The sequence below is a fragment of the Streptomyces sp. FXJ1.172 genome (assembly GCF_001636945.3).
Taxonomy (GTDB): Bacteria; Actinomycetota; Actinomycetes; order Streptomycetales; family Streptomycetaceae; genus Streptomyces.
The window spans coordinates 8678553-8701763 of sequence record NZ_CP119133.2; the positions used below are offsets into that span (position 1 = coordinate 8678553).

Consider the following 23211-nt stretch of genomic DNA (forward strand, 5'->3'; position numbering starts at 1 on the left):
CGTGCCGGCCGGCGAAATCGGCAACGGGGGACGTGACCGCGCGGGCCGCCGGAGTCAAGTGACTCCGGCGGCCCGCGCACCCGGTGTCAGGACGCGGCCCTGGCCAGCGCCGCCAGGGTCTCGAAGTCCCAGGTGAGCGCGCCCGAGCGGAGGTCGGATGTGACCGCGTCGAGCCAGTTGAGCTCCGCGGTCAGCACGGCGCGGCGGTACTCGTCCTCGAGCGTGGTGATCCGGGGCAGCGCCAGTTCGCGGGCCTGCTCGGCGGACGCCTCCAACTCGGCGAGCTGCGACCGTACTTGGGAGGCACGCCCGGACAGATCGGCCTCCACCTCCTGCGGCAGCAGCATCATGGTGAAGGAGAGCGCGGCCGGGAACTCCGGGTACTCCGCCCGCGGCGCGACCAGCATCTCCCGCAGCCACTTGCGTGTCGCCGTACGGCCCGCGTCGGTCACCTCGTAGACGGTGCGTTCCGGGTACTGCTGATCCCGGCTGGTCTCGCGTACCGCGATCAGTCCCGCCTCGAGCAGCCGGTCGATGGTCCGGTACAGGCTCGCCCGCTGACTGACGTTGACGACCTGGTCCTTCCCCCACTGCTTGATCAACCGCTGGATGCCGTACGGGTGCAGCGGCTGCATGTGCAGCAGCGAGAGAACGGTGAGGCCGAGGGGGGAGCTGCGCATGCCTGGAGCCTACCGGAGGCAATCTCAACAGAACTAGTTGACGTGAGACTAGTTTCACTGCAACTATCGGTTCATGACGACAGCGACCCCGCTCGCGTCCGCCGAGCGCATCCACGCGGACCACGCCACCGTGAAGCACCTCGGCCACTGGACCGAGGCCACCGAGTTCGACGTACGCGCCCGCCGCGCCACCGTCGTGCTGGACCTCCGCTCGCAGCGGATCAACTGGGCCGAGCCGGTCACCGTGCGGCCGGCACTCGCCTTTGCCACGCTCACCCTGCTGCTTCCCGAAGACGTCGCCGTGGACGACTGGGACCTCGCCTTCACCGGCCGCGGCCGGGTCAAGGACGCACAGTCCGGCACCGGCCCGGCCCGGCTGCGGCTGGCCGGAACGGTCGCCGACGGCGAGATCCGCGTCCGCCGTGGCGGCAGCGCCCAGCTCACCGCCATGTGCTCGCGCGCCTACCTGGACGACCTGCGTCGAGCCCACCGCGACGGCGGCGTGCCCACCGTCGACGACCCCACCCGGGAGAGGACCCACTGACATGACCCGCACCCGCACCGCGATCGTGGTGGGCGGCGGCATCGCCGGCCCGGTCGCAGCCCTCGCGCTGCGCCGGGCCGGGATCGAGGCCACCGTGCACGAGTCCCATGCGACGACCGCCGACGGCATCGGCGGAGGCCTGGGCATCGCGCCCAACGGTCGTGCCGCACTCGGCCTGGTCGGGCTCGACCGCGTCGGCGCCCCGATGAACGCCATCGTGCTGCAGAACCACAAGGGCCGGACCATCACCGAGATCCGCCAGCCCATGCAGTTCAGCTGGCGCACCGACCTGTACCGACGGCTCTACGACCTGGCCGTGGACCAGGGCGTCCAGGTCCACCACGGCCAAGAACTGGCCGAGGTCCGCGAGAGCGGCACCGGCATCCGGGCCGTCTTCGCCGACGGCACCACCAGTGAGGAGGCCGACATCCTGATCGGCGCGGACGGCCTGCGCTCCACCGTGCGCCGGCTGATCGACCCCCAGGCGCCCGAGCCGCGCTACTCGGGCCTGCTCGGCTTCGGCGCCCGTGTCGAGGGCGCCGCACTGCCGCCCACCGGCGACCGGATGTACATGGCCTTCGGACGCCGGGCCTTCTTCGGGTACCAGACCTTCGAGGACGGCACCGGCGTGTGGTTCGCCAACCTCCCGCACCCCTACCTGACATGGAAGCAAGCCCGGCAGACCTCGAACGAACAGTGGCTGGGCCGGCTGGACGAGGCGTTCGCCCAGGACACCTTCCCCGCCCTGGACCTGCTGCGGCGCACCCCACCCGCGGACCTGATCACCGCCGGCCCCATGGAGGACCTCCCGCACGTGCCGCACTGGCACCGCGGCCGGATGGTGCTGGTGGGCGACTCGGCCCATGCCACCACCCCCAGCTCCGGCCAGGGCGCCTCGCTCGCCGCGGAGAGCGCCGTGGAACTCGCCCGCGCGCTGCGGGACCTGCCGCACCCGCAGGCCTTTGCCGCCTACGAACAGGCCCGCCGCGCCCGGGTCGAACGAGTCATCGCGCAGGCCGCCCGCACCAACAGCGGCAAGGCCGCCGGCCCGGTGGGCCGGGTGTTCCGGGACGCTCTCCTGCCCGTGTTCGCCCGCCTCGCCACCCCCGAGAAGATGGCCTGGCAGTACGACCACCGGATCCCCTGGGACGCCCCCGTCGCCGCGTGAGGATGCCGGCGCCGGCGGCGGACTCAGGCCCGTACGCGGTCCGGGCCCGGATGCGGCAGGGGCGGGAGCCGCTCGTCGTACAGCCAGGCGCGCAGCAGGGGCTCGATCTGCGCGGGCCGGGAGTGTCCGGCGTGGGCGATGAAGGCGGCGGTCTCGGCGCTCTTGCCGCGGTGAGCGTGGTGCCAGCCGCGCAGCATCGCGAAGAAGTGCCCGTCGCCCATCGTCAGGCGCAGCGCGTGCAGCGCGCACGCGCCCCGGTTGTAGACACGGTCGTCGAAGATGCGGTGCGGCCCGGGATCCGCGATCCGCAGGTTCTGCGAGCCCTTCGCCAGCGTGCGCCAGACGTTCCGGGCGATGGTGTCGGCGGAGTCCTCGCCGATGTGCTCCGACCACAGCCACTCGCCGTAGGTGGCGAAGCCCTCGTTGAGCCAGATGTCGCGCCAGTTCCGCAGGCTCACGCTGTTGCCGTACCACTGGTGGACGAGTTCATGGGCGACGAGCGTCTCCCAGGTGCGGTCGCCGTCGATGTGGTTGCGGCCGAAGACGGACAGCGTCTGGTTCTCCACCGGCTGGTCCAGGTCGGCGTCCACGACGACCGCGCCGTACGTCTCGAAGGGATACGGCCCGAACCACTCGGTGAACGCGCCGAGCATGGCGGGCTGGCGGCCCAGATCATGCCGGGCCTGCCGGGACAGCCGTACGGGGAACGCATTGCGCCCGGTGATGCGCCGGCCGGCCGCGGTGTCCTCGGCCGTCCAGGTCTCGTAGGCGAAGCGGCCGGTGTACAGCGAGGCGAGATAGGGGGCCATGGGGCCCCGGTGACGGTACGTCCAGCACTCCGAGGACCCCGCCGTGCTCCGCTCCAGCAGCGTCCCGTTGGCGAGCACGTGGTGACCGTGGGGCACGGTCACCCGGAAGGTGAACTCGGCCTTGTCGTCCGGGCGGTCGTTGCACGGGAACCACGAGGGGGCACCGAGCGGCTGGGAGGCGACCAGTGTTCCGTCGTGCGCGTCACCGGTGCGGTCCCAGCCGATCTGCCCGAACGGCGTGCGCAGCGGACCCGGCCGGCCGCCGTAGCCGATCTCCACACTGAACGGGGCGCCCGCGCCGATCGGGCGCGGCGCGGGCAGGATCAGCTTGTTGCGCTTGCGGCCGGGGCGGACGGTGGCCCCGTCGATGCGGGCGTCGTGCACGGCCAGCCGGGCGAGGTCGAGTTCGACCTGCGGCAGGGGCCGCTCCGCCACCGCCCGGATGTGCGCCCGCCCGTCGAGCGTGCCGGCGGCCGGGTCGTACGCGAGGTGCAGGTCGTAGGAGAGGGTGCGGTGGCCGTCCGATCCGTGGTTCGCGAAATAGCGTGCCGCCCGCGGCGGCGTGTGGTCCGCGGCCGCCGCGGCGAGCGGGGCGAGCGCCGCGCCGCGGATGAGAGAGCGCCGGCTGCACCGGGTCACGCCGCCTCACCTCCGGCGAGCGCAGCGGTGCTGGGCGCGCCGACACCGGCGATGGGGTTGCCGGCCCAGCGGGTGCCGTCCGGCACCGTCTCACCGCGCATCACGAGTGAGGCGGCGGCGATGGAGGCTCCGGCACCGATCGTGGTGCCGGGCAGGGCGATGCTGTGCGGGCCCAGGGAGGCGCCGGCCGCGAGCCGTACGGTGTCCATCCGCATGATCCGGTCGTGGAAGAGGTGGGTCTGGAGCACACATCCGCGGTTGACGCTGACCCCGTCGCCGAGACTGATCAGGTCGGTCTCCGGCAGCCAGTAGGTGTCGCACCACACGCCGCGGCCGATGCGCGCCCCGAGGCTGCGCAGCCACCAGTTCAGCACCGGCGTGCCCAGGTGCGCCCCCGCACCCCACGGCACGGCCAGCACCTCCACGAAGGTGTCGAACAGCTCGTTGCGCCACACGAACGACGACCACAACGGCCGCTCACCGGACCGGAACCGGCCCACGAGCAGCCACTTGGCGCCGGTCGTGGTCAGACAGGCCACCAGGGACGCGGCCATCAGCAGCGGAATGCCGGCGAGCGCGGCCAGGGGCAGCCCGCCGATGTCCAGGAACCTCTGCTCGGCGAGCAGCAGGCATTCCGCGAGCACCGTGCCGATGATCACGGGCAGGACGCGGCACAGTTCCACGGCCGCGCGCGCCGCCACCAGCCGCCGGGGCGGGGCGAACGTGCGTGCCGGGTCAGCGCTTTCCGGCAGGCGGGGCAGCGGCATCGCCGGCCGCCCGATCCAGGACATGCCGGGCTCGCCCTGCACCGGCGCGTCGGACAGCACACCCACCAGGGCGTGGTCGGCGACCTCGCGATCGGGGCCGACGATGCCCGAGTTGCCGACGAACGCGCGCGCGCCGACGCGCACGGGCCCCAACCGCAGCCATCCGCCGCGCAGTTCGAACGGCGCGACGAGCGTGTCGTCGGCGAGGAACGCCCCGTCGTCCACCCGGAGCAGCGACGGCAGCGGAAGCACCGTCGAGATCTCGGCGCCACGGCCGACGCGCGCGCCGAGCATCCGCAGCCAGTACGGCGTCGCCAGGCTCGCGTACAGCGGGAAGAACCCGGCCCGGGCACCGTCGAGCAGCCGCGTCACCAGCCAGGCCCGCCAGGCCACGCCCCCGTCCGCGCGGTGCAGACCGGGCTTGATCGACCGGTTCAGCAGGCGTACGGCGAGCACGGTGACCAGCATGCCGAAGAGGGTGGTCATGACCGCGAACAGCGGTGCGGCGGCGAGCAGTTGACCGGCCACGCCGGACAGCGTCGGCGTGGAGCGGACCAGCAGCCAGGTGCCGAACAGCGCCGGGGCCGCCGCCAGCAGGGACAGCAGGGGCAGCCCGGCCAGGGACAGCGCGTAGGCCAGGTGCCAGCGCCGCCGGCGGTCCTCGGGCGGTGCCGGCCAGCCGGCACCCGCCAGACGCTCGGCGGGCTCGGCCGGCCGGGCCGGCGAACCGGTCCACACGGTGCCGTCCGGGATCCGCCCGTCCAGACAGCTGCCGGGGGTCAGCTCCGCACCACGTCCTACGACGGCACCGGGCAGCAGCGTGCTGCGGTGCCCCACCCGGGCGCCCGCACCGACGTGGACCGGGCCGACGTGCAGTGTGTCACCGTCCAGCCACCAGCCCGCGATGTCCGCCTCGGGCTCGATGCTGCAGCCGTCCCCCAGCTCGGCCAGGCCGGTCACCGGGGGCAGCGTGTGCAGCCGTACGTCCCGCCCGGTGCGGCAGCCGAGGAGCCGGGCGTACCAGGCCGCCCACGGCGTGCCGGCCAAGGACGGCACGCCGAACGACGCGACCGCCCGCTCCGCGCTCCACAGCCGCAGGTGCACGGCCCCACCGCGCGGGTGGGCGCCCGGAGTGATCGAGCCGGCCAGCGTACGGGCGAGGCCCGCTCCGATCAGGCAGCGCAGCGGCGCGCTGAACAGCACGGCCCAGCCGACCAGGACCAGCCACCACGCCGTGTGCGGGGCCCAGCGGTGCGGCGCGATCCAGCCGAGCACGTTGTCCGCCGCCGCCAGGCCGACCAGCCCGCGCAGGCCCGTGATCCCGTACCCGGCCAGCTGGACGAAGAACTGCACGACGGCCGTCCGTCGGGGTATCGGCCGGGCGGGGCGCACCTCCAGCGCGGGGCCGGCGAGGGAGTCGAGGTGGGCGGCCATGCGGTGCAGCACCGGGTGCCGGTAGAGATCGGCGACGGACAGGCCCGGGTACTGCGCGCGCAGCATCGAGGCCATGCGGGCGGCGGTCAGACTGGTGCCGCCGAGCGCGACGAAGTCGCTGTCCGGACCGGGCCGCAGACCCAGCAACTGCTCCCAGACGTCCGCAAGCCGGGCCGCCGTCCCCGACAGCCGGTGCTCCGCGTCACCGCCGTCGCCCCCGCCGCCGGCCAGCGGCACCGGCCAGGGCAGCGCCTTGCGGTCGACCTTCCCGGAGGCGCGCGTGGGCAGCGCCGGCACCTCGGCCAGCACCGGCACCAGCGGTGCGGGCAGCCGTTCGCTCAGCAGGTCCCTGGCCTTGCCGGCCTCGAACGCGGACCGCCCGCCGGTGGTCTGTTCCGGAATGACGTAGCCCACCAGCACCGGGGCGCCGACCGCCGTCGACTGCACGGCCGCTGCGGCGCCGCGCACCCCCGGCAGCGCGAGCAGGGCCGCGTCGATCTCGCCCAGTTCGACGCGCCGCCCGCCGAGCTTGACCTGGTCGTCGGCGCGCCCGAGGAACACCAGCCCCTCGGCGTCGGCGCGCACGAGGTCGCCCGAGCGGTACGCACGCGGCGAGTCGAGCGCGGGACACGGACGGAAGCGCTCGGCGTCCTTCGAAGGGTCGAGATAGCGTGCGGTACCGGCGCCGGCGATGACCAACTCGCCCTCCTCGCCGTACGCCACCGGTTCCCCGGCCTCGTCGACGACCGCCAACTCCCAGCCCGCGAGCGGCAGTCCGATGCGCACGGTGTGGCCGGGAACCAGCCGGGCCGCGCACGCCACGACGGTGGTCTCCGTCGGACCGTAGGTGTTCCACATTTCGCGTCCGGGACCGGCGAACCGTTCGACCAGGCCGGGCGGGCAGGCCTCGCCGCCCAGGATCAGCAACCGCACCCGCCGCAGCGCCTGTTCGGGCCACATGGCCAGCAGCGTCGGAACGGTGGAGACGACGGTGATGCCACGGTCCTCCAGCCAGGCGCCGAGTTCATGACCGGCCCTGACGAGCGAGCGTTCGGCAGGCACCAGGCAGGCGCCGGAGCGCCAGGCCAGCCACATCTCCTCGCAGGAGGCGTCGAAGGCGACGGACAGTCCCGCGAGGACACGGTCGCCGGGGCCGAGCGGGCGGTCACGCAGGAACAGCTGTGCCTCGGCGTCCACGAAGGCGGCCGCGGACCGATGGGTGACGGCCACCCCCTTGGGCGCGCCGGTCGAGCCGGAGGTGAAGATGATCCACGCGTCGTCCTGAGGGAGGGGCGTACAGCGGTGCGCCGCCGTTCCCGACGGCACGGCCGGATGGGCGGGCTGCGGATGGGGCCCGAGGACGAGACACACCCCGGCCTCACGGAAGACGGTGACGGCACGCTCCTCGGGGTCGTCCGCGTCGACCGGCACGTAGGCCGCCCCGCAGTGCAGTACGGAGAGGATCGACAGGTACAGATCCGCGGTACCGGAGGGCACCCGGACGCCCACGCGGTCGCCGGGACCGATGCCCCGGCCGGTGAGGACCTGGGCGCGACGCTGCACCTCCGCCCACAGCTCACGGTAGGTCAGTGTTTCGGTGCCCGCCTCGAGGGCGGGAGCGTCCGGATGGCGGGCGACGGTGGCCTGCAGGATGTCGATGAGGGAACGCGGCGGTGAAGCCGCAGCCGAACGGAACAGAGCCCGGCCGTCGGATGGCGTGAGGGGCTGGTGGGGCGCATCGAATGCGGGCGAAGACAAAGTGGTGCCTCTGCTGTGCGGTGCCGATGGATGCGAAGTCGCGACGTCCATTACGGCTTGTCAGAGGCGCTGGCGTGGCGGGACGTTCACCAACTCATTGCAATTTATACACGACCGGACCATGGGTGGAAATTGGGGAATTCCAAACCGCGTTTCAGTCCTTCGGATTGACGTGTGCTTAATTTTTTCGATTCCGGAAAGAAAGCTGCATGAGAATGGTTTGAACTTTCCGTGGCTACGGTGTGACACGCCGTCAGGACGGCGGACCGTCGCCGGTACCGGGCCGTTCTCAGGTGTGCGCCTTGAGGAACTCGATGAGGGCCGCGTTCACCTCGTCCGGGCGTTCCTGCTGTGTCCAGTGACCGCAGCCGGCCAGCTTGACGGGCTTGCGCCACAGGTTGGGCATCAGGTCGGGGAGCTTCTCGATGAGTTCGGGCGTGCCCGGGAAGGCCGGGACCAGGTCGCGGTCGCCGTAGACGTACAGGGCGGGCCGGGTGACGACGGCGCCGTGCCACGCAGCGGTCAGTTCCCAGTTGCGGTCCAGGTTGCGGTACCAGTTGAGCGGCCCGGTGAAGCCGCCGGCGAAGCTCTCGGTGAGCGCGTCGAGATCGTCCTCGGTGAACCAGTCCGGCAGCACCTCGGGGTCCGCCAGGCCATCGAGCCAGCCCTGCCCGGGCTCGATCAGCGGCTGCATGTCCGCACCGGCGGCCCGGGCGGAGCCGGAAGCCGCGTAGAAGAACTTCCGGAGCGTGGTGCGTACGTCCCTGGCGAACTCGGCGTCAGCCACACCGGGGCGGTTGAAGTAGTTCCAGTAGAAGCGGCCGCCGAACCTCTTGTCCATGGTCGCGAGCGGCGGCTGCGTCCCACGGAAGGGCGGCGGCACGCTCAGACCGGCCACCGCGCGCACCATGTCCGGTCGCAGCAGCGCGGTGTGCCAGGCGACCGGGGCGCCCCAGTCGTGCCCGACGACGAACGCCTGCTCCTCTCCCAGGGCCCGGATCAGCCCGACGACATCGCCGACCAGGTGGAAAATGGTGTAGGCGCTGACGTCGTCGGGGTGGTCGCTGCGGCCGTAGCCACGCTGGTCGGGTGCGACCACCCGGAAACCGGCGTCGGCCAGCGGGCCGAACTGGTGGTGCCAGGAGTGCCAGGACTCGGGGAAGCCGTGCAGCAGCACCACCAGGGGGCCGCTGCCCTGCTCGGCGATGTGCAGCCGGATTCCGTTCACGTCGATCATGCGATGCTCAACCATGTGCATGAGCGTACGCGTCATGATCGTCGGGCGTTGGAGGGCGGCCGGAACCCGGTCGCCAGTCAGCCGGCCGGTGGGGGCTCTTCGCCGAAGACCCAGGGCGCCAGGACGACCAGCCAGCCGTCCGGGTCCTCGAAGAGAACGGCGCCGTGCTGCGGCCAGTAGGGATTCGCGGAGGGGACGGGGCTGTGCCCGTGCTCGGTGAGCCGCCGGGCGACGACGGCGACGGCCTCGGGGCCACGCAGATAGAGCACCAGCTGGTTCTCCGGGTGCGGGTCGGGGATGCGGGGCGGCGCGCCGTGCTGCAACAGCTCCATGTGCACCGGTGTGCCCGGCAGCCCGAGGACGATGCCGTCGTAGCCCTGGTGGCCGCGCCACTGAGCGAGTACCGGCAGGCCGAGGACGTCCCGGTAGAAGATCAGGACTCGTAATGCGCGGTCGGCCGGGCGAAGCGGACCGCTCCCACGTCGAGGTGGCTGGGCCAGGAGTGATGCATGTACCGATGCTGACATGTACCCACCGGAGGGCAAATCGGGCTTTGGGCCTACGATCGCAGGAGCGGGTCCGCTCGGCTTCCAGAAAGCCGGCGGAGTGCTCCCTGAGGGACGGCGGAAGGGAGGCGCCGACGATGGCACACATGCTGATCAGGGGAGATGACCTGGTCGTACGGCTGGCTCTGTGGGAGCGGGCGGCCGTACGGTGCGGCGACGTACGGGTGCCGCTGGCGGCGGTGCGCCGGGTGACGGTCGAACCGGCCTGGTGGCGGGCCCTTCGCGGCATCCGGGAGCGCGGCGTCCGCATCCCCGGCGTCCTGTGCCTCGGCACACGCGGCCATCACGGCGGGCGGGACTTCGTGGCGGTGCGGCCCGGCAGACCCGTGGTGTGCGTGGAGCTGTGGCCGTCGGCGCCCTTCCGGCTGCTCGCCGTGGCCGAGAGGAGTGATCGGGACGCCAGGGTCCTGGCTCGCGAGCTGCGCCGGGACGCACCGAGGACCGACACCTCCACGCCGTGCCGGCAGCCGCTGCCCGTGCCCGAGGAGGCGGAGGGACGTCCCGCCGTCATGCCTGTCCTGGAGTCGACGGACCTCACCCGCGCCGGTCACCGTGCCCTGCGCGCGTGAGGCCGGGACAGCCGCTGCCGCTCGCCCCGCCGGATCGGGGCCGATCACGGCCGAGCGGGTTCAGCGCGGGTGGCGGCGGCCCGGTGACCTCCACATGGGCCGGACGGAGCAGCCCGGGACCGAGCCGGTAGCCGGGGCGCAGGATCTTCGTGCAGATCAGCTGGTCGGCGCCGGGGGAGATGTGATGGGTGACGGCGTCGTGGCACGCGGGGTCGAAGGGGTCGCCCTCCTTCCCGAACGCCTCAAGTCCCAGAGCGCCCACCTGGGTCCGCAGGGTGTCGGCGATGTCCTTCAGGCCCGTCGTCACGGGTTCGTGCACGCAGGCGCGGTCGACGGAGTCCAGGACGGGCAGCAGGGCACGCAGGACGTTGGTGACGGCGATCTCACGTACGGCGATGCGGTCGCGGCGCACCCGCTTGCGGTAGTTGTCGTACTCGGCCTTCACCCGCTGCAGGTCGGCCGTGCGCTCCTCCAGCAGACGCTGCAGCTGGGCGGGGTCCCTGGTCCGCACCCGGCCCTTGTCCATCGTCAGCCCGCCTCCGGCTTGTCGTCGTCGACGATCTCGGCGTCCACCACCTCTTCGTCCGAGGAGGCGGCGGCGGAGGCGCCCGACGACGGGCCCGCACCGGAGGCCGCCTGCCCCTCCGTGCGGGACCTCTCGTACATCGCCGTGCCGATCTTCTGCGCCGCCTCGGCCGCACGCTCCATGGCCTGCCGGATCGCGGCCGTGTCCTCGCCCTTCAGCTTCTCCTTCAACTCGGTGAGCGCGCTCTCCGTCTCGGTCTTCGCGTCCGCCGGGATCTTCTCGGGGTTGTCCCTGATGAGCTTCTCGGTGGAGTAGACGAGCTGTTCGGCCTGGTTACGGGTCTCCGCGTCCTCCCGGCGCCTGCGGTCCTCCTCCGCGTGCTGCTCCGCCTCGCGGACCATCCGGTCGATGTCGTCCTTGGGCAGCGCCGAGCCGCCGGTGACGGTCATCTTCTGTTCCTTGCCGGTGCCGAGGTCCTTGGCGGAGACGTGCATGATGCCGTTGGCGTCGATGTCGAAGGCGACCTCGATCTGCGGGACACCGCGCGGCGCGGGCGCGATGCCCGTCAGCTCGAACATGCCGAGCTTCTTGTTGTACGCGGCGATCTCCCGCTCGCCCTGGTAGACCTGCACGCTCACCGAGGGCTGGTTGTCCTCGGCGGTGGTGAAGATCTCCGAACGGCGGGTCGGTATCGTGGTGTTGCGCTCGATCAGCTTGGTCATGATGCCGCCCTTGGTCTCGATGCCCAGGGACAGCGGAGTGACGTCCAGCAGCAGGATGTCCTTGACCTCGCCCTTGAGGACACCGGCCTGGAGCGAGGCGCCGACGGCCACCACCTCGTCCGGGTTCACGCCCTTGTGCGGGTCCTTGCCGGTCAGCTGCCGCACCAGGTCCGTGACCGCGGGCATACGGGTCGAACCGCCGACCAGGATGACGTGGTCGATGTCGGACACCTTGATCCCGGCGTCCTTGACCGCGTTGTGGAACGGAGCCTTGCAGCGGTCCAGCAGGTCCGACGTCAGCTGCTGGAACTGGGCGCGGCTGAGTTTCTCGTCCAGGTGCAGCGGGCCCTCCGGGGAGGCCGTGATGTAGGGGAGGTTGATGTTCGTCTCCGTCGAGCTGGACAGCTCGACCTTGGCCCGCTCCGCGGCCTCCCTCAGCCGCTGGACGGCCATCTTGTCCTTGGCGAGATCGATGCCGTAGTTGTTCTTGAAGGTCGTGACCAGGTGGTCGACGACGCGCTGGTCCCAGTCGTCGCCGCCGAGGTGTGTGTCGCCGTTGGTGGCCTTGACCTCGATGACGCCCTCGCCGATCTCCAGCAGGGACACGTCGAAGGTGCCGCCGCCCAGGTCGAAGACGAGGACCGTCTGGTCGTTCTCCTTGTCCAGCCCGTACGCCAGCGCCGCCGCCGTCGGCTCGTTGATGATCCGCAGCACGTTCAGGCCGGCGATCTCCCCGGCCTCCTTGGTCGCCTGCCGCTGGGCGTCGTCGAAGTAGGCGGGGACGGTGACCACCGCGTCGGTGACGTCCTCGCCCAGGTGCGCCTCCGCGTCCCGCTTGAGCTTCTGCAGCACGCGTGCGGAGATCTCCTGCGCCGTGTAGCGCTTGCCGTCGACGTCACCGTGCTGGGGGAAATGCCAGCTGTGATGGCCCATGTACCGCTTCACGGAACGTGCGGTGCGGTCGACGTTGGTGACCGCCTGCCGCTTGGCGACCTCTCCGACCAGCACCTCGCCGTTCTTCGCGAAGGCCACGACCGAGGGTGTCGTCCGGGCCCCTTCCGCGTTGGTGACGACGGTGGGCTCGCCGCCTTCGAGGACCGAGACCACGGAGTTCGTCGTTCCCAGGTCTATGCCGACTGGACGCGCCATCTGGACTCACCCTCTTCGTCTGTGGGCGGTGCAGCACTTCCATCTTCGACCACCTGGCCGACCACTGCGAGCTGCTGATTTCGGACGCGGGGAGGGACGAAGCCGACCGCGGCGGGCGTCAGTGACTCACTGTGCACCGGGCCGCGACTCATAGTGCAGGCAGTGGAAGCGGCCGTTCTCCTCGAGCCCGGCGGGGTCATGGCCCAGCGCCCGTACCGCCGTGATCGCGTACCGCTGCTCGCGATCGTCGGTGAACAGACGCTGGGGATAGGTGCCGGAGGCATCGAGCGTGGTGCGCAGACCGTGCGCGGCCAGTGCGCGGACGATCGGGTCGTACGACACGGTCCGCAGCACGAACGCGCTGACCCACACCGGCCTTCGCGCACCGTCCAGCAGTGCCATGAACGTCCGGGCGGTGACGTAGCTGCCGCCGCCCGTCAGCGTCAGGAGGCCGACCTCGGCGAGCGCGCGCCGCAGGCGAGGGCCCGGTGGGCCCTGTTCCAGGTCGTCGGTGAAGGCGGCGTCCAGGAGCCCCACCTCGAGCGCGTACCGCACGGCGGGGGCCGAGACGTCCAGGCCGAACACCGGCACCGCGCCGGGCCGGCGCCGCTCGGCGTAGAACTCCTTGTCCTTCGCCGCGAGTTGTGCCGTCGACAGCTCACGGCAGGCAGGGGAGGTGTACCGCTCGTACATCTCCGCCAGCGTCACGTCATGGTTGAGCAGAGCCGCGTTGATCCCGTACGAGCAGCACACGTCCAGCACGGCCGGCGCGTGGGGGTGGCCGTCGTCGAGTGCGGAGCGTTCGGCGGCGGCCTGCCGGAAGAACGGCTGAGCACGGTGCGGGATCTCGTACTCGAGCGGGGCCAGCCGCCTGAAGTACGTGCGGGGGTCCGGTCGGTCGTAGATGTCGTCGAACCGCGCCTTGCCCCCCGCCCCGCCCTCGGCGCCGTCGGAACCCGGCCCGGCCATGCCCCTCCCCTCCTCACTCCTCCTCGCAGAACACATCGCCACCTCCATCATCTCTCGCCTCCCGCGTCCCGGGATGTCTATCACCGACCGCAGCACTGCCCGCGCGGCATGCCCGGTGTCGCGCGGTGTTGCACCAGGCCGGAGCATGGAGGAGGAGGCACCGGCGCGCTCGCCGCCCCGCACGGGCGGTGGTCCCGGGGCGCACCGGGCCGGGGCGGAGGCAGCGATGGAATTGGTCGAAGAACGTTCCTTCCGCTACCGCATCGAGCCGTGCGGTGGCATGCGGGTGCCCGGGGTCGTGTTCGCCTCCCGGGGGCTGCTGGCGGACGCCGAGCAGTCCCTGGAGCAGGTCGTGCACGTGGCCGCGCTGCCCGGGATCGTCACCGCCTCCTACGCCATGCCGGACATCCACTGGGGGTACGGCTTTCCCATCGGCGGTGTCGCGGCCACCGACGTGGACGCCGGAGGGGTGGTCTCGCCGGGCGGTGTCGGCTTCGACATCTCCTGCGGGGTGCGGCTGCTCGCCGCGGACTGCGACGGTGACGAGTTCCGGCCCGCCCTGACCGCCGTGATGGACAGCCTGGACCGGGCGATCCCACGCGGTGCCGGGCCCGGTGGCGTGTGGCGGCCGGACGGCACCGGCGAGCTGGAGCGGCTGCTGGCCGGGGGCTCCCGGTACGCCGTGGAGCGGGGGCACGGGGAGGAACGCGACCTGCTGCGCTGCGAGGACGGCGGCGCGGTCGCCGACGCCGATGTGACCCAGGTCGGGCAGCGGGCCCGCGAGCGAGGCCTCGGCCAGGTCGGCAGCCTGGGCTCCGCCAACCACTTCCTTGAGGTGCAGCAGGTCACCGAGGTGTACGACGGCCCGGCCGCGACCGCCTTCGGGATCGAGCCGGGCCAGGTGTGTGTGATGATCCACTGCGGGTCCCGCGGACTCGGGCACCAGATCTGCACCGATCATGTGCGGTTCATGGACCGCGCCATGGCCCGGTACGGCATCACCGTGCCCGACCGGCAGCTGGCCTGTACGCCGGTGGACTCGCCCGAGGGGCGGGCCTACCTCGGGGCGATGGCCGCGGCCGCCAACTACGGCCGCGCGAACCGCCAGCTGCTGTCCGACGCGGCCCGGACCGTCTTCCGGCACGCCGCGGGCGCCCGGCTCTCGCTGGTGTACGACGTCTCCCACAACCTCGCCAAGATCGAGACCCATCCGGTGGCGGGCCAGCGGCGGCGGCTGTGCGTGCACCGCAAGGGCGCCACCCGGGCCTTTCCGCCCGGACATCCCGAACTGCCTGAAGACATAAGGGAGTTCGGGCAGCCGGTGCTGATCCCCGGCACGCTCGGGACGGCGTCGTACGTGCTGGCAGGAGTGCCCGGGGGCGACGCCTTCCACTCGACCTGCCATGGTGCGGGCCGCACCATGAGCCGTCACCAGGCCGCGCGCACCGTCACCGGCAGTGAGCTGCGCGTACGCCTGCGTCAGGCCGGGATCGCCGCACGTCCGAAGTCCTGGCGCGGCCTGACGGAGGAGACGCCGGAGGCGTACAAGGACGTGGACGCCGTGGTCGCAGCGAGCGAGGGGGCGGGGCTGTGCCGCAAGGTCGCCCGGCTGGTGCCGCTCGGAGTGGTCAAGGGGTGACGAGGCCGACGGGTGCCCGTGCACGGCTCACACGTCCACGATCACCGTGCAGGTCCATCCGTACGGGTCCGGGCCGATGTGCAGCTCCTGCCAGGAGACACCCTTGGGAGCGGCGCCGATGACGGTGACGTCGGCGAGGTCGGCGAGCGAGAGCCGTACCTCCAGTCCGCCGTCGTCGGTGGCCTCCGCCTCCACGTCGACCGGGACCCGGCCCGCGACCTCGAGCCGGAAGACGACCTCGTCCAGCAGCGCGACCAGCAGGTCCTCGTCGCCGCCGGGAGCGAGACGGATCCGTTCGACGCCGCTGGGATGGATGTCCGACACCTCGGCGAAGGCCTCCACCAGGGCGCGTACGGCCTCGGTCAGGCAGTGTTCACGGGTGGTGCCCCAGGCGTGCAGACGCGTGTCGGCGGTGTGCGGCATCGCGCAGTGACCGTTCTCGCCCTCACGCCGCGCCTGCAGCTCGTCGCCGATGTCGCCGACCATGTCCACCACAGTACGCCGCCCCGAGCGGGCCTGCCCCGTGGCTCCGTCGTCCCGATCACCGCGCTTGCGGGCGTGCGCCTTGGTGCGCCGTCAGCCGTGACACCAGCAGCTCGGTGAAGGGGGTGGCCGCCCGGGGGAGCCGTCGGCCGAGCATCGTCCGGACCCGAGCCGGGCGCACGGTGTGACACTCCAACTGGACTCCGGTTCCGAAGAGTTGACGCTGACTGGTGCCGCGCCCTGTGCGCAACTCCTCGACCGGCGTCGCCCACCCGGCGTCGCCGCGGCGGCACTGTTGACGGCCCGCGGGGCTCAGACGCTGTTGGGCCAGTCGTACGGCCCGCCGCCGCGCCAGTCGATCAGTTCGGGATCGTCGATCGCAGTGTCGGCGGGCGGCAGGTCCGCGCGGTGCAGGAATTCGAGGACGTCGAACAAGGTGTAGGCGGTGCCCATCAGCTCACCGCGGACCGTCACCCGCCGTCCGCCGTCCTGGGCGGGCGGGTCCACCACCACCGGAGCGTGCCCGTCCATGACACCAGTATGCCCGGAAACGGACCGCTGGGCAGTCAGCTGGGAGCGCTGCGGGTGCCGGTGTCCGGGAACCGGGATCACCGACGCCGTCCGCGCACTCACGAGCCCTCGCCGTCATGTCGACTTCATGACAAGCTGGACGGGGCGTTGTCACGGTTCGAGCAGGGAGACGTCCGTCGCTCCCCAGTAGGCGCGCATCTCCTCGATGAGGCCGTCGCCGTCCACGCCGATCACCATCACGTACTCGATGCCGATACGCGTCCGGTCCGGATCGGCCGGGGTCGGCAGCGTCATGAGGTGGTGGCGGGCCAGGAGCGGACCCGAGGGCAGGTAGTCCATCGTCGCGGACACCGTGACGGCCGCGTGCCGCCCGTCCTGTCCGGCAACCGTCAGCCCGGCCGCCTCATGGACGTTGCTGCCCACCGCCATCGTGGCGTGGGCGCGCAGCGCCTCGAGCCCCGTCCGGGTCCAGGAGCCGACCGGGTCCTCGAAGCGGATGCGGGGCGAGTACAGCTTGAGCAGGCCGTCCACGTCCCCGTCGTTGATGCGCAGGCAGTGTTCGCGGGCCAGCTCCTTGCGGTGCTCCTCGTCGGGCGCCGGGGCCGCGGGCCACGACGAGTCCGTTCTGCCCCACATCACGCGCAGTTCCTGGATCAGACCGTCCTCGCCGACGTCGAGGATGCCCATCACCTGAGTCCGCACCCGCCGCTGCGGCGGCAGCCCCGGCGCGCCCACCGTGACGGTCGCCGGGAGCACGACGGAACAGCCGTCATGAGCCGCGTACGCACGGCCCGGCTCCTCCCGCAGCCCACCGGCCAACGCCGGGGCCAGCCGGGTGCCGACGGCCTCGCGGCCGGTCACCGGCTCGCTGCCCAGAGGATCGACGAGCCGCGCGTCCGCGGCGAACAGCCGTAGCACACCGTCCAGTTCACCGGCGTTCACGAGACGGCAGTACTCAAGAGCCAGATCCTTGCGCACGGACTCCACAGGCATGTCCCGTCCCCCTCAGGCCGTCACGCCGGCGCCGGACGCCAGCCGTGCGAGTTCGTCGGTGTGCAGCGGCGGTTCGGTCAGCACGGGCGCCTCGGGGCCACGCCGGAGCGCCGCCATCACTTCGGGATCCTGCATGCTCGCCATGGTCGCGGACAGGGTGTTGAGGGCGACCGCGGCCCGGTTCACCGCCCGGTTGCGGGTCGCGGTGGCCCCCACGAGGTCGGTGACACGCTGCCGCTCGCCCGCGTGCCGGGTCAGCCGAGGGTCCCGGGTCCGAGTACGGCAGCCCGGGTAGCCGATGTCGTGCGAGGTGGCCAGCACCCATGCGTCGTCCACGGCCAGGGCGATCGCGTGCTGGGCCGCGCGCGCCAGACCCGGCTCGAACGGCCGCTCCCGGAGCTGCTTCTCGAGCGCCAGCACGCTGTGCGCAGCCGCGCTCATACCGTGGCCGTAGACCGGGTTGAAGGCGGCCACCGCGTCCCCGAGGACCACCAGGCCCTCGGGCCAGGCCGCCAGCCGCTCGTAATGCAACCGCCGGTTGACCGTCGAACGGGACCGCTCCACCGAGGTCAGCGGCTGCGCCTTGGTGATCAGCTCGCCGACCAGCGGATGACGGACGCCTTCCCGGGCAAACGTCACGAACTCCTCGTCGACGGCGGGTGGTTCGCCCCCGCGCGTCCCGGACACCGTGACGATCCAGCGCCCGTCCTCGATCGGCATCAGGACCGCGTTGCACCCGGGCCGGCCCGCCCGGTGGTCGGCATGCACGCTGACCAGCGGGAAGTTCACCGCCGCGGCCTCCGGCGCACGGAAGATCCGGGTGGCGTACACCATCCCCGAGTCGACGAACTCCTCCTCGGGCGCCGGCACTCCCAGCTCGGCCACCAGCCGCTTCAGCGGTGATCCACGGCCGGTCGTGTCGACCACGAGATCAGCCGCGAGCTCCCGCTCCGCACCCGACTCCCCGTCCCGCACCCGTACGCCCGACACCCGGCCCGCGTCGCCGAGCAGCGCGAGCACCTCCGTCTTCTCGGACAGGGAGATACGCCCGTCCCGCAAAGCCTGCTCACGCACCGTCCAGTCCAGCAGCGCACGACTGCACGCGATCATGAACTGGGCCTCGGGGAAGCGGTGTTGCCAGCCATACGCGGTGAAGGACACCTGGCCGTCGGGAATTCCGATCCGGTGCGCTCCGGCGGCCTGCAGCCGGTCCGTGGTACCGGGCAGCAGTTCCTCGACGATCCGGGCGCCACCCGACCAGAGAATGTGCGCGTGCCGGGCCTGCGGAACTCCCTTGCGCAGCTGGGGCCCCGAGGGAAACTCGTCCCGGTCGATCACGGTCACCGAGCCGACGTGACGAGCCAGCATCGAGGAGACGAGCATTCCGGCCATGCCGCCGCCCAAAACCACGGCGCTTCGGGTACTGGTCATCGGTTCACGCGATCCTTTCCCGCGGCGAGGAATCGCCCAACACCGTACCCCTGGACCGGGTTCAGTGATGAGACGAATTCTCTCGGCCGGGCACGAATAGGGGACGGTAGGGGTGCCGGTAAGGGTTACTGCGCCCTGTCCGGGCTGAGTAGCGTGAGGGTCCAGCGACGTGTTGCCCAATGGGGAGGAATCGCATGAGTGATACGCGGGAAATGCTCATCTCGGCCTCGGTGGAGCAGGTGTGGGCGGTCCTCACCGAGGACAAGTACCTGAACCAGTGGTTCGGCGAGGCCGATACCGAGATGGACCTGCGTCCCGGCGGAAAGATGGTCTTCCGCTTCAAGAACGGCGGAGTCTTCTCCGCCACGATCGAGCGGATCGAGCCCCACAAGTATTTCTCCTACCGCGTGCTGACGGTCCCCACCGAGGCGGCACCCGACGACACCAACTCCCGGCTCATCGAATTCACCCTCACCCCCGAGGGGGCGGGCAGCACACGGCTGGGGCTCGCGGAAAGCAACTCCCACCTCGACGGAATCAAGCGGGTCGCCGAATCCATCTGACCTCCATCTGACCGACGATCCGGTCGATCCGTACGATCCATTCGGGTCAGGGGCTCTTCGATACCAGGAAACGGTACCGAAGAGCCCTTTCCCATTCCTGGCCCATTCTCACTCGAGGGTGGTGAGCCAGTTCTCCACCGCACGGGCACATGTCTCGGCATGCCTGCTCTCGAGCATGGTGAAGTGGTTTCCCGGAACTTCGACGACCGTGCTGCCCGGCCGCCATACGGCCCGCCAGCCGGGATCCGCTGCGGAGCCGGTCAGCGGCTCGGCCGGGCGCAGCAGCAGGGTGGGCACCTCGCGCGGTGCGACGGCGAAGTCCAGGCTGAAGTACTTCGCCCGCGCGGTGACCCAGGCGTCGCCCGAACCGTCGTCCTCGGCGCCCGTCGCGGTGTTTCGCGCCAGCAGCATCTCGTTGATCACCGGCAGCCAGTCCTGCGACCCCAGCCCGTCCCCGGACCCCCACCACGGCGTGTCGATGAGCACCAGCCCCGCCGGTGCGTCGCCGGCCTCCTCCAGGTGGGCTGCCACCGCCGCCGCTACATAGCCCCCCGAGGAGTGACCGAGCAGCACGCACCGCCGCCCCCCGACAGCCCCGCGCACCACCGCGGCCTGCGCTCGGGCCAGCGCCTTGGCCGAGGCGGGCAACGCCTCCCCGGGCCGGAACCCCGGCAGCCCGGCCACCGCGATGTCCCGCCCGTCCCCCAACTCCCGGGCCAGGGCCAGATACTGCTGGAAGTCCGGCTTCCACACGAACGACGGGAAGCACACCACGGCCGGCGCCTCGTCACCGTGACCGAGCCGTACGACACCGGGGGACTGCGCCGGTTCGCTCTCGAACGTCGGCCGGTACTCGGCGAGGCGCAGGGCGAGATGGTGGACCTCGGCGAAGTCCCCTTGCCCACACGCCCGGACGAACAGGTCCGAGAGGGAGTCCGCGACGGCCGGGGCCGGCCGAACGGCCCGAGTCACCGCATCGGGGGCCGCGTCCGGTGCCTGGACCAGATACTCGGCGAGGGCACGGGCCGTCGGGTGCTCGAAGACCGTCGCAGGGGAAATGGGCATGCCGGTGAACTCGCCCAGCCGGCGCCGTAGTTCGACGGCCGTGAGGGAGTCGATGCCCAGCTTGATGAACGGCGTCGACGCGTCCACGTCCGCCGGTTCGGCGAAGCCCAGGACCAGGGCGACCGTCTCACGAACCAATTCCTCCAAGGCGTCCAGCCGTTCCTCCGCCGACAGGCCGTCGAGCCGTTCGGCAAAGGTGGGCCGGGCGTCGTCATCGGCCTCGACAAGGCCCGGGCGCGCAGCGACCTCGGACGTGCCGGGTACGGCGTCGAGCCAGTAGTGCCGGTGGTCGAAGGCGTAGGTCGGGAGGTCGAGCGACTGCCCGGTGGCGCTGGACGGCCAGGTGATGGCGGTGCCACGGGTCCAGAGTTCGGCGAGGGCCGTGCGCAGAGCTTCGGCCTCGGAACGTCCCTGGCGGAGGGTGGAGACGGCGAGTACGTCGTCGAGGGTGGTGCGGGCGAGGGTGGTGAGGGTGGTGTCGGGGCCGAGTTCGAGGAGGCAGGTGACGCCGTGTTGGGTGAGGTGGTGGAGGCTGTCGGTGAAGCGGACGGGTTTGCGGATGTGGTGGGTCCAGTAGTCGGGGGAGGTGAGGTGGTCGGTGGTGTGTCCGGTGGTGTTGGAGATGACGGGGGTGTGGGCGGGTTGGTAGTCGATGGTGGCGGCGATGTGCCGGAATTCGTCGAGGATGGGTTCCATGTGGGGGGAGTGGAAGGCGTGGGAGACGTTGAGGTGGCTGGTTTTGCGGCCGAGGTCACGGAAGTGATCAACGATGGCTTGTGTGGCGTGCGTGTCGCCTGAGATGACGGTGGTGTCGGGTGAGTTGAGGGCGGCGATGGCCACGCCTGCTGTGAGGTGTTCGGTGATTTCGGTTTCGGTGGCCTGGATGGCGATCATGGTTCCGCCGGTGGGGGCGGTTTGCATGAGTCGTCCGCGGGCGGTGACCAGGCGGGCTGCGTCGGGCAGGGTCATGACGCCGGCTGCGTGGGCGGCGGTGAGTTCGCCGATGGAGTGGCCGAGGAGGTAGTCGGGTCGCAGGCCGTAGGTGTGGGTGACGAGCTGGTACAGGGCGGTTTCGAGGGCGAAGAGGGCGGGTTGTGCGTACTGTGTCTGCTGCAGCAGTTCTGCGTCGTCGCCGAAGAGTATGTCGCGCAGGGGGCGTGGCAGGTGTGGGTCCAGGGCGTGGAAGGTCTCGTCCAGTGCGGCGGCAAAGACGGGCTCGGTGTCGTACAGCTCCCGTCCCATGCCGGGCCGTTGGGATCCCTGTCCGGTGAACATGAACGCCACCCGCCCAGACCGCACACTCCCCGTGACGACGCCGTTCGCCGGCTTGCCGGAGGCGAGTGCGTGCAGGCCCCGTGCGAACTCGTCGTGGTCGCAGGCCAGGACGACGGCGCGGTGGTCGAGCGACGCGCGGGTGGTGAGCAGGGCGGCGGAGACGGCGGACACGGAGACCTCGGGGGTGTCCTCGGTGAAGGAGAGCAGTCGGGCGGCCTGGGCGTGGAGGGCCTTCCTGGTCCTTGCGGAGAGTGGCCAGGGCACCGGGCCCGTCGGCCTTCCGGGTTCGTCGGTGGTGGGCGACGGTTCCGGCGGGGCCGCCTCCAGGATGACGTGGGCGTTGGTGCCGCTGATACCGAAGGAGGAGACGCCGGCCCGGCGCGGGCGGCCGGTCTCCGGCCACTTCACCTCCTCCGCGAGCAGCGACACATTGCCCGCGTCCCAGTCGATGTGGGGTGAGGGCGCGTCGATGTGCAGGGTCTGCGGGAGTACTTCGTGGCGCAGCGCCATGACCATCTTGATCACGCCCGCGACACCCGCGGCGGCCTGAGTGTGACCGATGTTGGACTTCACCGAGCCCAGCCGGAGCGGGCGGTTCTCCGGCCGCTCCCGGCCGTAGGTGACGAGGAGCGCCTGGGCCTCGATGGGGTCGCCGAGCGTCGTGCCCGTGCCGTGGGCCTCGACCGCGTCGACCTCGGCAGGCTCGAGGCGGGCGTTGGCGAGGGCCTGGCGGATCACCCGCTGCTGGGAGGGCCCGTTGGGCGCGGTGAGGCCGTTGCTGGCGCCGTCCTGGTTGACGGCGGAGCCGCGTACGACGGCGAGGACCCGGTGCCCGTTGCGGCGGGCGTCGGAGAGGCGCTCCACGAGGAGTACACCGGCTCCTTCGGAGAAGCCGGTGCCGTCGGCCGCCGCCGCGAACGCCTTGCAGCGGCCGTCCGCCGCGAGCCCCCGCTGCCTGCTGAACTCGGTGAACAGGCCGGGCACGGCCATCACCGTCACGCCTCCGGCCAGCGCGAGTGAGCACTCGCCGTTGCGCAGGGCCTGGCAGGCGAGATGGAGTGCGACCAGGGAGGACGAGCACGCCGTGTCGACGGTGACGGCGGGCCCTTCCAGCCCGAAGGCGTACGAGATCCTGCCGGACAGCACGCTGGCCGAGGTCCCGGTGCCGACGTATCCCTGGACGCCCTCGGGGAACTCCGGCAGGCCGATCGCGTACCCGGAGGCGATGGCTCCGGCGAACACACCGGTCCGGGTTCCGCCGAGCGACGTCGGATCGATGCCCGCGCGTTCGAAGACCTCCCAGGCCGACTCCAGGAGCAGCCGCTGCTGCGGATCCATGGCCAAGGCTTCGCGCGGTGAGATGCCGAACAGGAGCGGGTCGAACTGTCCGGCGTCGTAGAGGAAGCCGCCCTGGCTCGTGTACGACGTGCCCGGGTGGTCGGGATCGGGGTCGTAGAGCGCCTCGAGGTCCCAGCCGCGGTCGGTCGGGAAGCCCGAGACCGCGTCCCGGCCCTCGACGAGCAACTGCCAGAGCTGTTCAGGGCTCTGGACCCCGCCGGGGAAGCGGCAGGCCATGCCGATGATCGCCACCGGCTCCCGGGACGCCATGGTGAGCTGGTGGTTCTGCCGCCGCAGCCGCTCGTTCTCCGACAGCGACGCGCGCAGCGCCTCGACGATCTTCTCGGGCGATGTGG

18 protein-coding genes are annotated in these 23211 nt (G+C 71.7%); 5 read left to right on the forward strand and 13 right to left on the reverse strand.

Features of this window, described 5'->3' with window-relative positions; genetic code table 11:
* Positions 1-86: 86 nt before the first annotated feature.
* Positions 87-680 carry a PadR family transcriptional regulator gene (locus tag A6P39_RS39255; RefSeq protein ID WP_067051550.1) on the reverse strand — a complete coding sequence of 198 codons (594 nt, stop codon included), beginning with the start codon at positions 678-680 and terminating at the stop codon, positions 87-89.
* Positions 681-753: 73 nt separating this feature from the next.
* Between A6P39_RS39255 and A6P39_RS39260 the strand changes: the two genes are divergently transcribed.
* Both A6P39_RS39260 and A6P39_RS39265 read left to right on the forward strand, forming a co-directional pair.
* The gene (locus tag A6P39_RS39260) at positions 754-1224 is read left to right on the forward strand and encodes a hypothetical protein (RefSeq protein ID WP_067051552.1); all 471 of its coding nucleotides are present in this window, start codon (positions 754-756) and stop codon (positions 1222-1224) included.
* A gap of 1 nt (position 1225) precedes the next feature.
* Positions 1226-2392 (forward strand): FAD-dependent oxidoreductase, encoded by a 1167-nt coding sequence (locus A6P39_RS39265; RefSeq protein WP_067051554.1) that lies wholly within the window; start codon positions 1226-1228, stop codon positions 2390-2392.
* Positions 2393-2415: 23 nt separating this feature from the next.
* Here A6P39_RS39265 and A6P39_RS39270 read toward each other — a convergent pair whose 3' ends face one another.
* The 4 genes from A6P39_RS39270 to A6P39_RS39285 all read right to left on the reverse strand — a co-directional run bounded on the left by A6P39_RS39270 (position 2416) and on the right by A6P39_RS39285 (position 9563).
* On the reverse strand, positions 2416-3840 hold the full coding sequence (locus A6P39_RS39270) for a M1 family metallopeptidase (protein ID WP_067051556.1): 1425 nt from the start codon (positions 3838-3840) through the stop codon (positions 2416-2418).
* Positions 3837-7850 carry a Pls/PosA family non-ribosomal peptide synthetase gene (locus A6P39_RS39275; protein WP_079133604.1) on the reverse strand — a complete coding sequence of 1338 codons (4014 nt, stop codon included), beginning with the start codon at positions 7848-7850 and terminating at the stop codon, positions 3837-3839. The genes A6P39_RS39270 and A6P39_RS39275 overlap by 4 nt, the downstream gene beginning before the upstream one ends.
* Positions 7851-8088: 238 nt before the next feature.
* Entirely contained in the window at positions 8089-9051 is a 963-nt protein-coding gene (locus tag A6P39_RS39280) for an alpha/beta fold hydrolase (RefSeq protein WP_079133611.1), read from the reverse strand.
* Between the two features lie 62 nt (positions 9052-9113).
* Positions 9114-9563 carry a VOC family protein gene (locus A6P39_RS39285; RefSeq protein WP_234379086.1) on the reverse strand — a complete coding sequence of 150 codons (450 nt, stop codon included), beginning with the start codon at positions 9561-9563 and terminating at the stop codon, positions 9114-9116.
* Between the two features lie 116 nt (positions 9564-9679).
* On the opposite strand from A6P39_RS39285, the gene A6P39_RS39290 reads away from it, so the two are divergent.
* A complete protein-coding gene (locus tag A6P39_RS39290; protein ID WP_067051559.1) occupies positions 9680-10171 on the forward strand; it encodes a hypothetical protein in 492 nt (163 codons plus the stop codon).
* Here the strand turns inward: A6P39_RS39290 and grpE are convergent.
* From grpE to A6P39_RS39305, 3 genes are all read right to left on the reverse strand, one after another.
* Positions 10137-10697, reverse strand: coding sequence for a nucleotide exchange factor GrpE (grpE, locus tag A6P39_RS39295; RefSeq protein WP_079133605.1), 561 nt, complete (start codon positions 10695-10697; stop codon positions 10137-10139). The genes A6P39_RS39290 and grpE overlap by 35 nt on opposite strands.
* 2 nt (positions 10698-10699) lie before the next feature.
* Positions 10700-12568 carry a molecular chaperone DnaK gene (gene dnaK, locus A6P39_RS39300; protein ID WP_067051562.1) on the reverse strand — a complete coding sequence of 623 codons (1869 nt, stop codon included), beginning with the start codon at positions 12566-12568 and terminating at the stop codon, positions 10700-10702.
* 126 nt (positions 12569-12694) lie between these two features.
* A complete protein-coding gene (locus tag A6P39_RS39305; RefSeq protein WP_067051563.1) occupies positions 12695-13537 on the reverse strand; it encodes a hypothetical protein in 843 nt (280 codons plus the stop codon).
* A gap of 226 nt (positions 13538-13763) precedes the next feature.
* On the opposite strand from A6P39_RS39305, the gene A6P39_RS39310 reads away from it, so the two are divergent.
* Positions 13764-15176: an RtcB family protein gene (locus A6P39_RS39310; protein ID WP_067051565.1), complete on the forward strand. Its 1413-nt coding sequence runs from the start codon at positions 13764-13766 to the stop codon at positions 15174-15176.
* 27 nt (positions 15177-15203) lie between these two features.
* Here the strand turns inward: A6P39_RS39310 and A6P39_RS39315 are convergent, their stop codons facing one another.
* From A6P39_RS39315 to A6P39_RS39330, 4 genes are all read right to left on the reverse strand, one after another.
* Positions 15204-15662: an archease gene (locus A6P39_RS39315; RefSeq protein WP_067051580.1), complete on the reverse strand. Its 459-nt coding sequence runs from the start codon at positions 15660-15662 to the stop codon at positions 15204-15206.
* Positions 15663-15971: 309 nt separating this feature from the next.
* Positions 15972-16190 carry a hypothetical protein gene (locus A6P39_RS39320; RefSeq protein WP_067051567.1) on the reverse strand — a complete coding sequence of 73 codons (219 nt, stop codon included), beginning with the start codon at positions 16188-16190 and terminating at the stop codon, positions 15972-15974.
* Between the two features lie 150 nt (positions 16191-16340).
* The gene (locus A6P39_RS39325) at positions 16341-17183 is read right to left on the reverse strand and encodes a nuclear transport factor 2 family protein (protein WP_079133606.1); all 843 of its coding nucleotides are present in this window, start codon (positions 17181-17183) and stop codon (positions 16341-16343) included.
* Between the two features lie 12 nt (positions 17184-17195).
* A complete protein-coding gene (locus A6P39_RS39330) occupies positions 17196-18614 on the reverse strand; it encodes an NAD(P)/FAD-dependent oxidoreductase (RefSeq protein ID WP_079133607.1) in 1419 nt (472 codons plus the stop codon).
* Between the two features lie 194 nt (positions 18615-18808).
* Here A6P39_RS39330 and A6P39_RS39335 point away from each other — a divergent pair, with 194 nt between their 5' ends.
* Positions 18809-19177 carry an SRPBCC domain-containing protein gene (locus A6P39_RS39335; RefSeq protein WP_159396133.1) on the forward strand — a complete coding sequence of 123 codons (369 nt, stop codon included), beginning with the start codon at positions 18809-18811 and terminating at the stop codon, positions 19175-19177.
* Positions 19178-19285: 108 nt separating this feature from the next.
* Here the strand turns inward: A6P39_RS39335 and A6P39_RS39340 are convergent, their stop codons facing one another.
* Positions 19286-23194 (reverse strand): type I polyketide synthase, encoded by a 3909-nt coding sequence (locus A6P39_RS39340; protein ID WP_443053080.1) that lies wholly within the window; start codon positions 23192-23194, stop codon positions 19286-19288.
* Positions 23195-23211: the final 17 nt, after the last annotated feature.

Coding starts and splice junctions, on each gene's coding strand:
- A6P39_RS39255 (WP_067051550.1), bottom strand. CDS start 680: ATGCGCAGCTCCCCCCTCGGCCTCACCGTTCTCTCGCTGCTGCACATG.
- A6P39_RS39260 (WP_067051552.1), top strand. CDS start 754: ATGACGACAGCGACCCCGCTCGCGTCCGCCGAGCGCATCCACGCGGAC.
- A6P39_RS39265 (WP_067051554.1), top strand. CDS start 1,226: ATGACCCGCACCCGCACCGCGATCGTGGTGGGCGGCGGCATCGCCGGC.
- A6P39_RS39275 (WP_079133604.1), bottom strand. CDS start 7,850: ATGGACGTCGCGACTTCGCATCCATCGGCACCGCACAGCAGAGGCACC.
- A6P39_RS39280 (WP_079133611.1), bottom strand. CDS start 9,051: ATGGTTGAGCATCGCATGATCGACGTGAACGGAATCCGGCTGCACATC.
- A6P39_RS39285 (WP_234379086.1), bottom strand. CDS start 9,563: ATGTCAGCATCGGTACATGCATCACTCCTGGCCCAGCCACCTCGACGT.
- A6P39_RS39290 (WP_067051559.1), top strand. CDS start 9,680: ATGGCACACATGCTGATCAGGGGAGATGACCTGGTCGTACGGCTGGCT.
- grpE (WP_079133605.1), bottom strand. CDS start 10,697: ATGGACAAGGGCCGGGTGCGGACCAGGGACCCCGCCCAGCTGCAGCGT.
- dnaK (WP_067051562.1), bottom strand. CDS start 12,568: ATGGCGCGTCCAGTCGGCATAGACCTGGGAACGACGAACTCCGTGGTC.
- A6P39_RS39305 (WP_067051563.1), bottom strand. CDS start 13,537: ATGGCCGGGCCGGGTTCCGACGGCGCCGAGGGCGGGGCGGGGGGCAAG.
- A6P39_RS39310 (WP_067051565.1), top strand. CDS start 13,764: ATGGAATTGGTCGAAGAACGTTCCTTCCGCTACCGCATCGAGCCGTGC.
- A6P39_RS39315 (WP_067051580.1), bottom strand. CDS start 15,662: ATGGTCGGCGACATCGGCGACGAGCTGCAGGCGCGGCGTGAGGGCGAG.
- A6P39_RS39320 (WP_067051567.1), bottom strand. CDS start 16,190: ATGGACGGGCACGCTCCGGTGGTGGTGGACCCGCCCGCCCAGGACGGC.
- A6P39_RS39325 (WP_079133606.1), bottom strand. CDS start 17,183: ATGCCTGTGGAGTCCGTGCGCAAGGATCTGGCTCTTGAGTACTGCCGT.
- A6P39_RS39330 (WP_079133607.1), bottom strand. CDS start 18,614: ATGACCAGTACCCGAAGCGCCGTGGTTTTGGGCGGCGGCATGGCCGGA.
- A6P39_RS39335 (WP_159396133.1), top strand. CDS start 18,809: ATGAGTGATACGCGGGAAATGCTCATCTCGGCCTCGGTGGAGCAGGTG.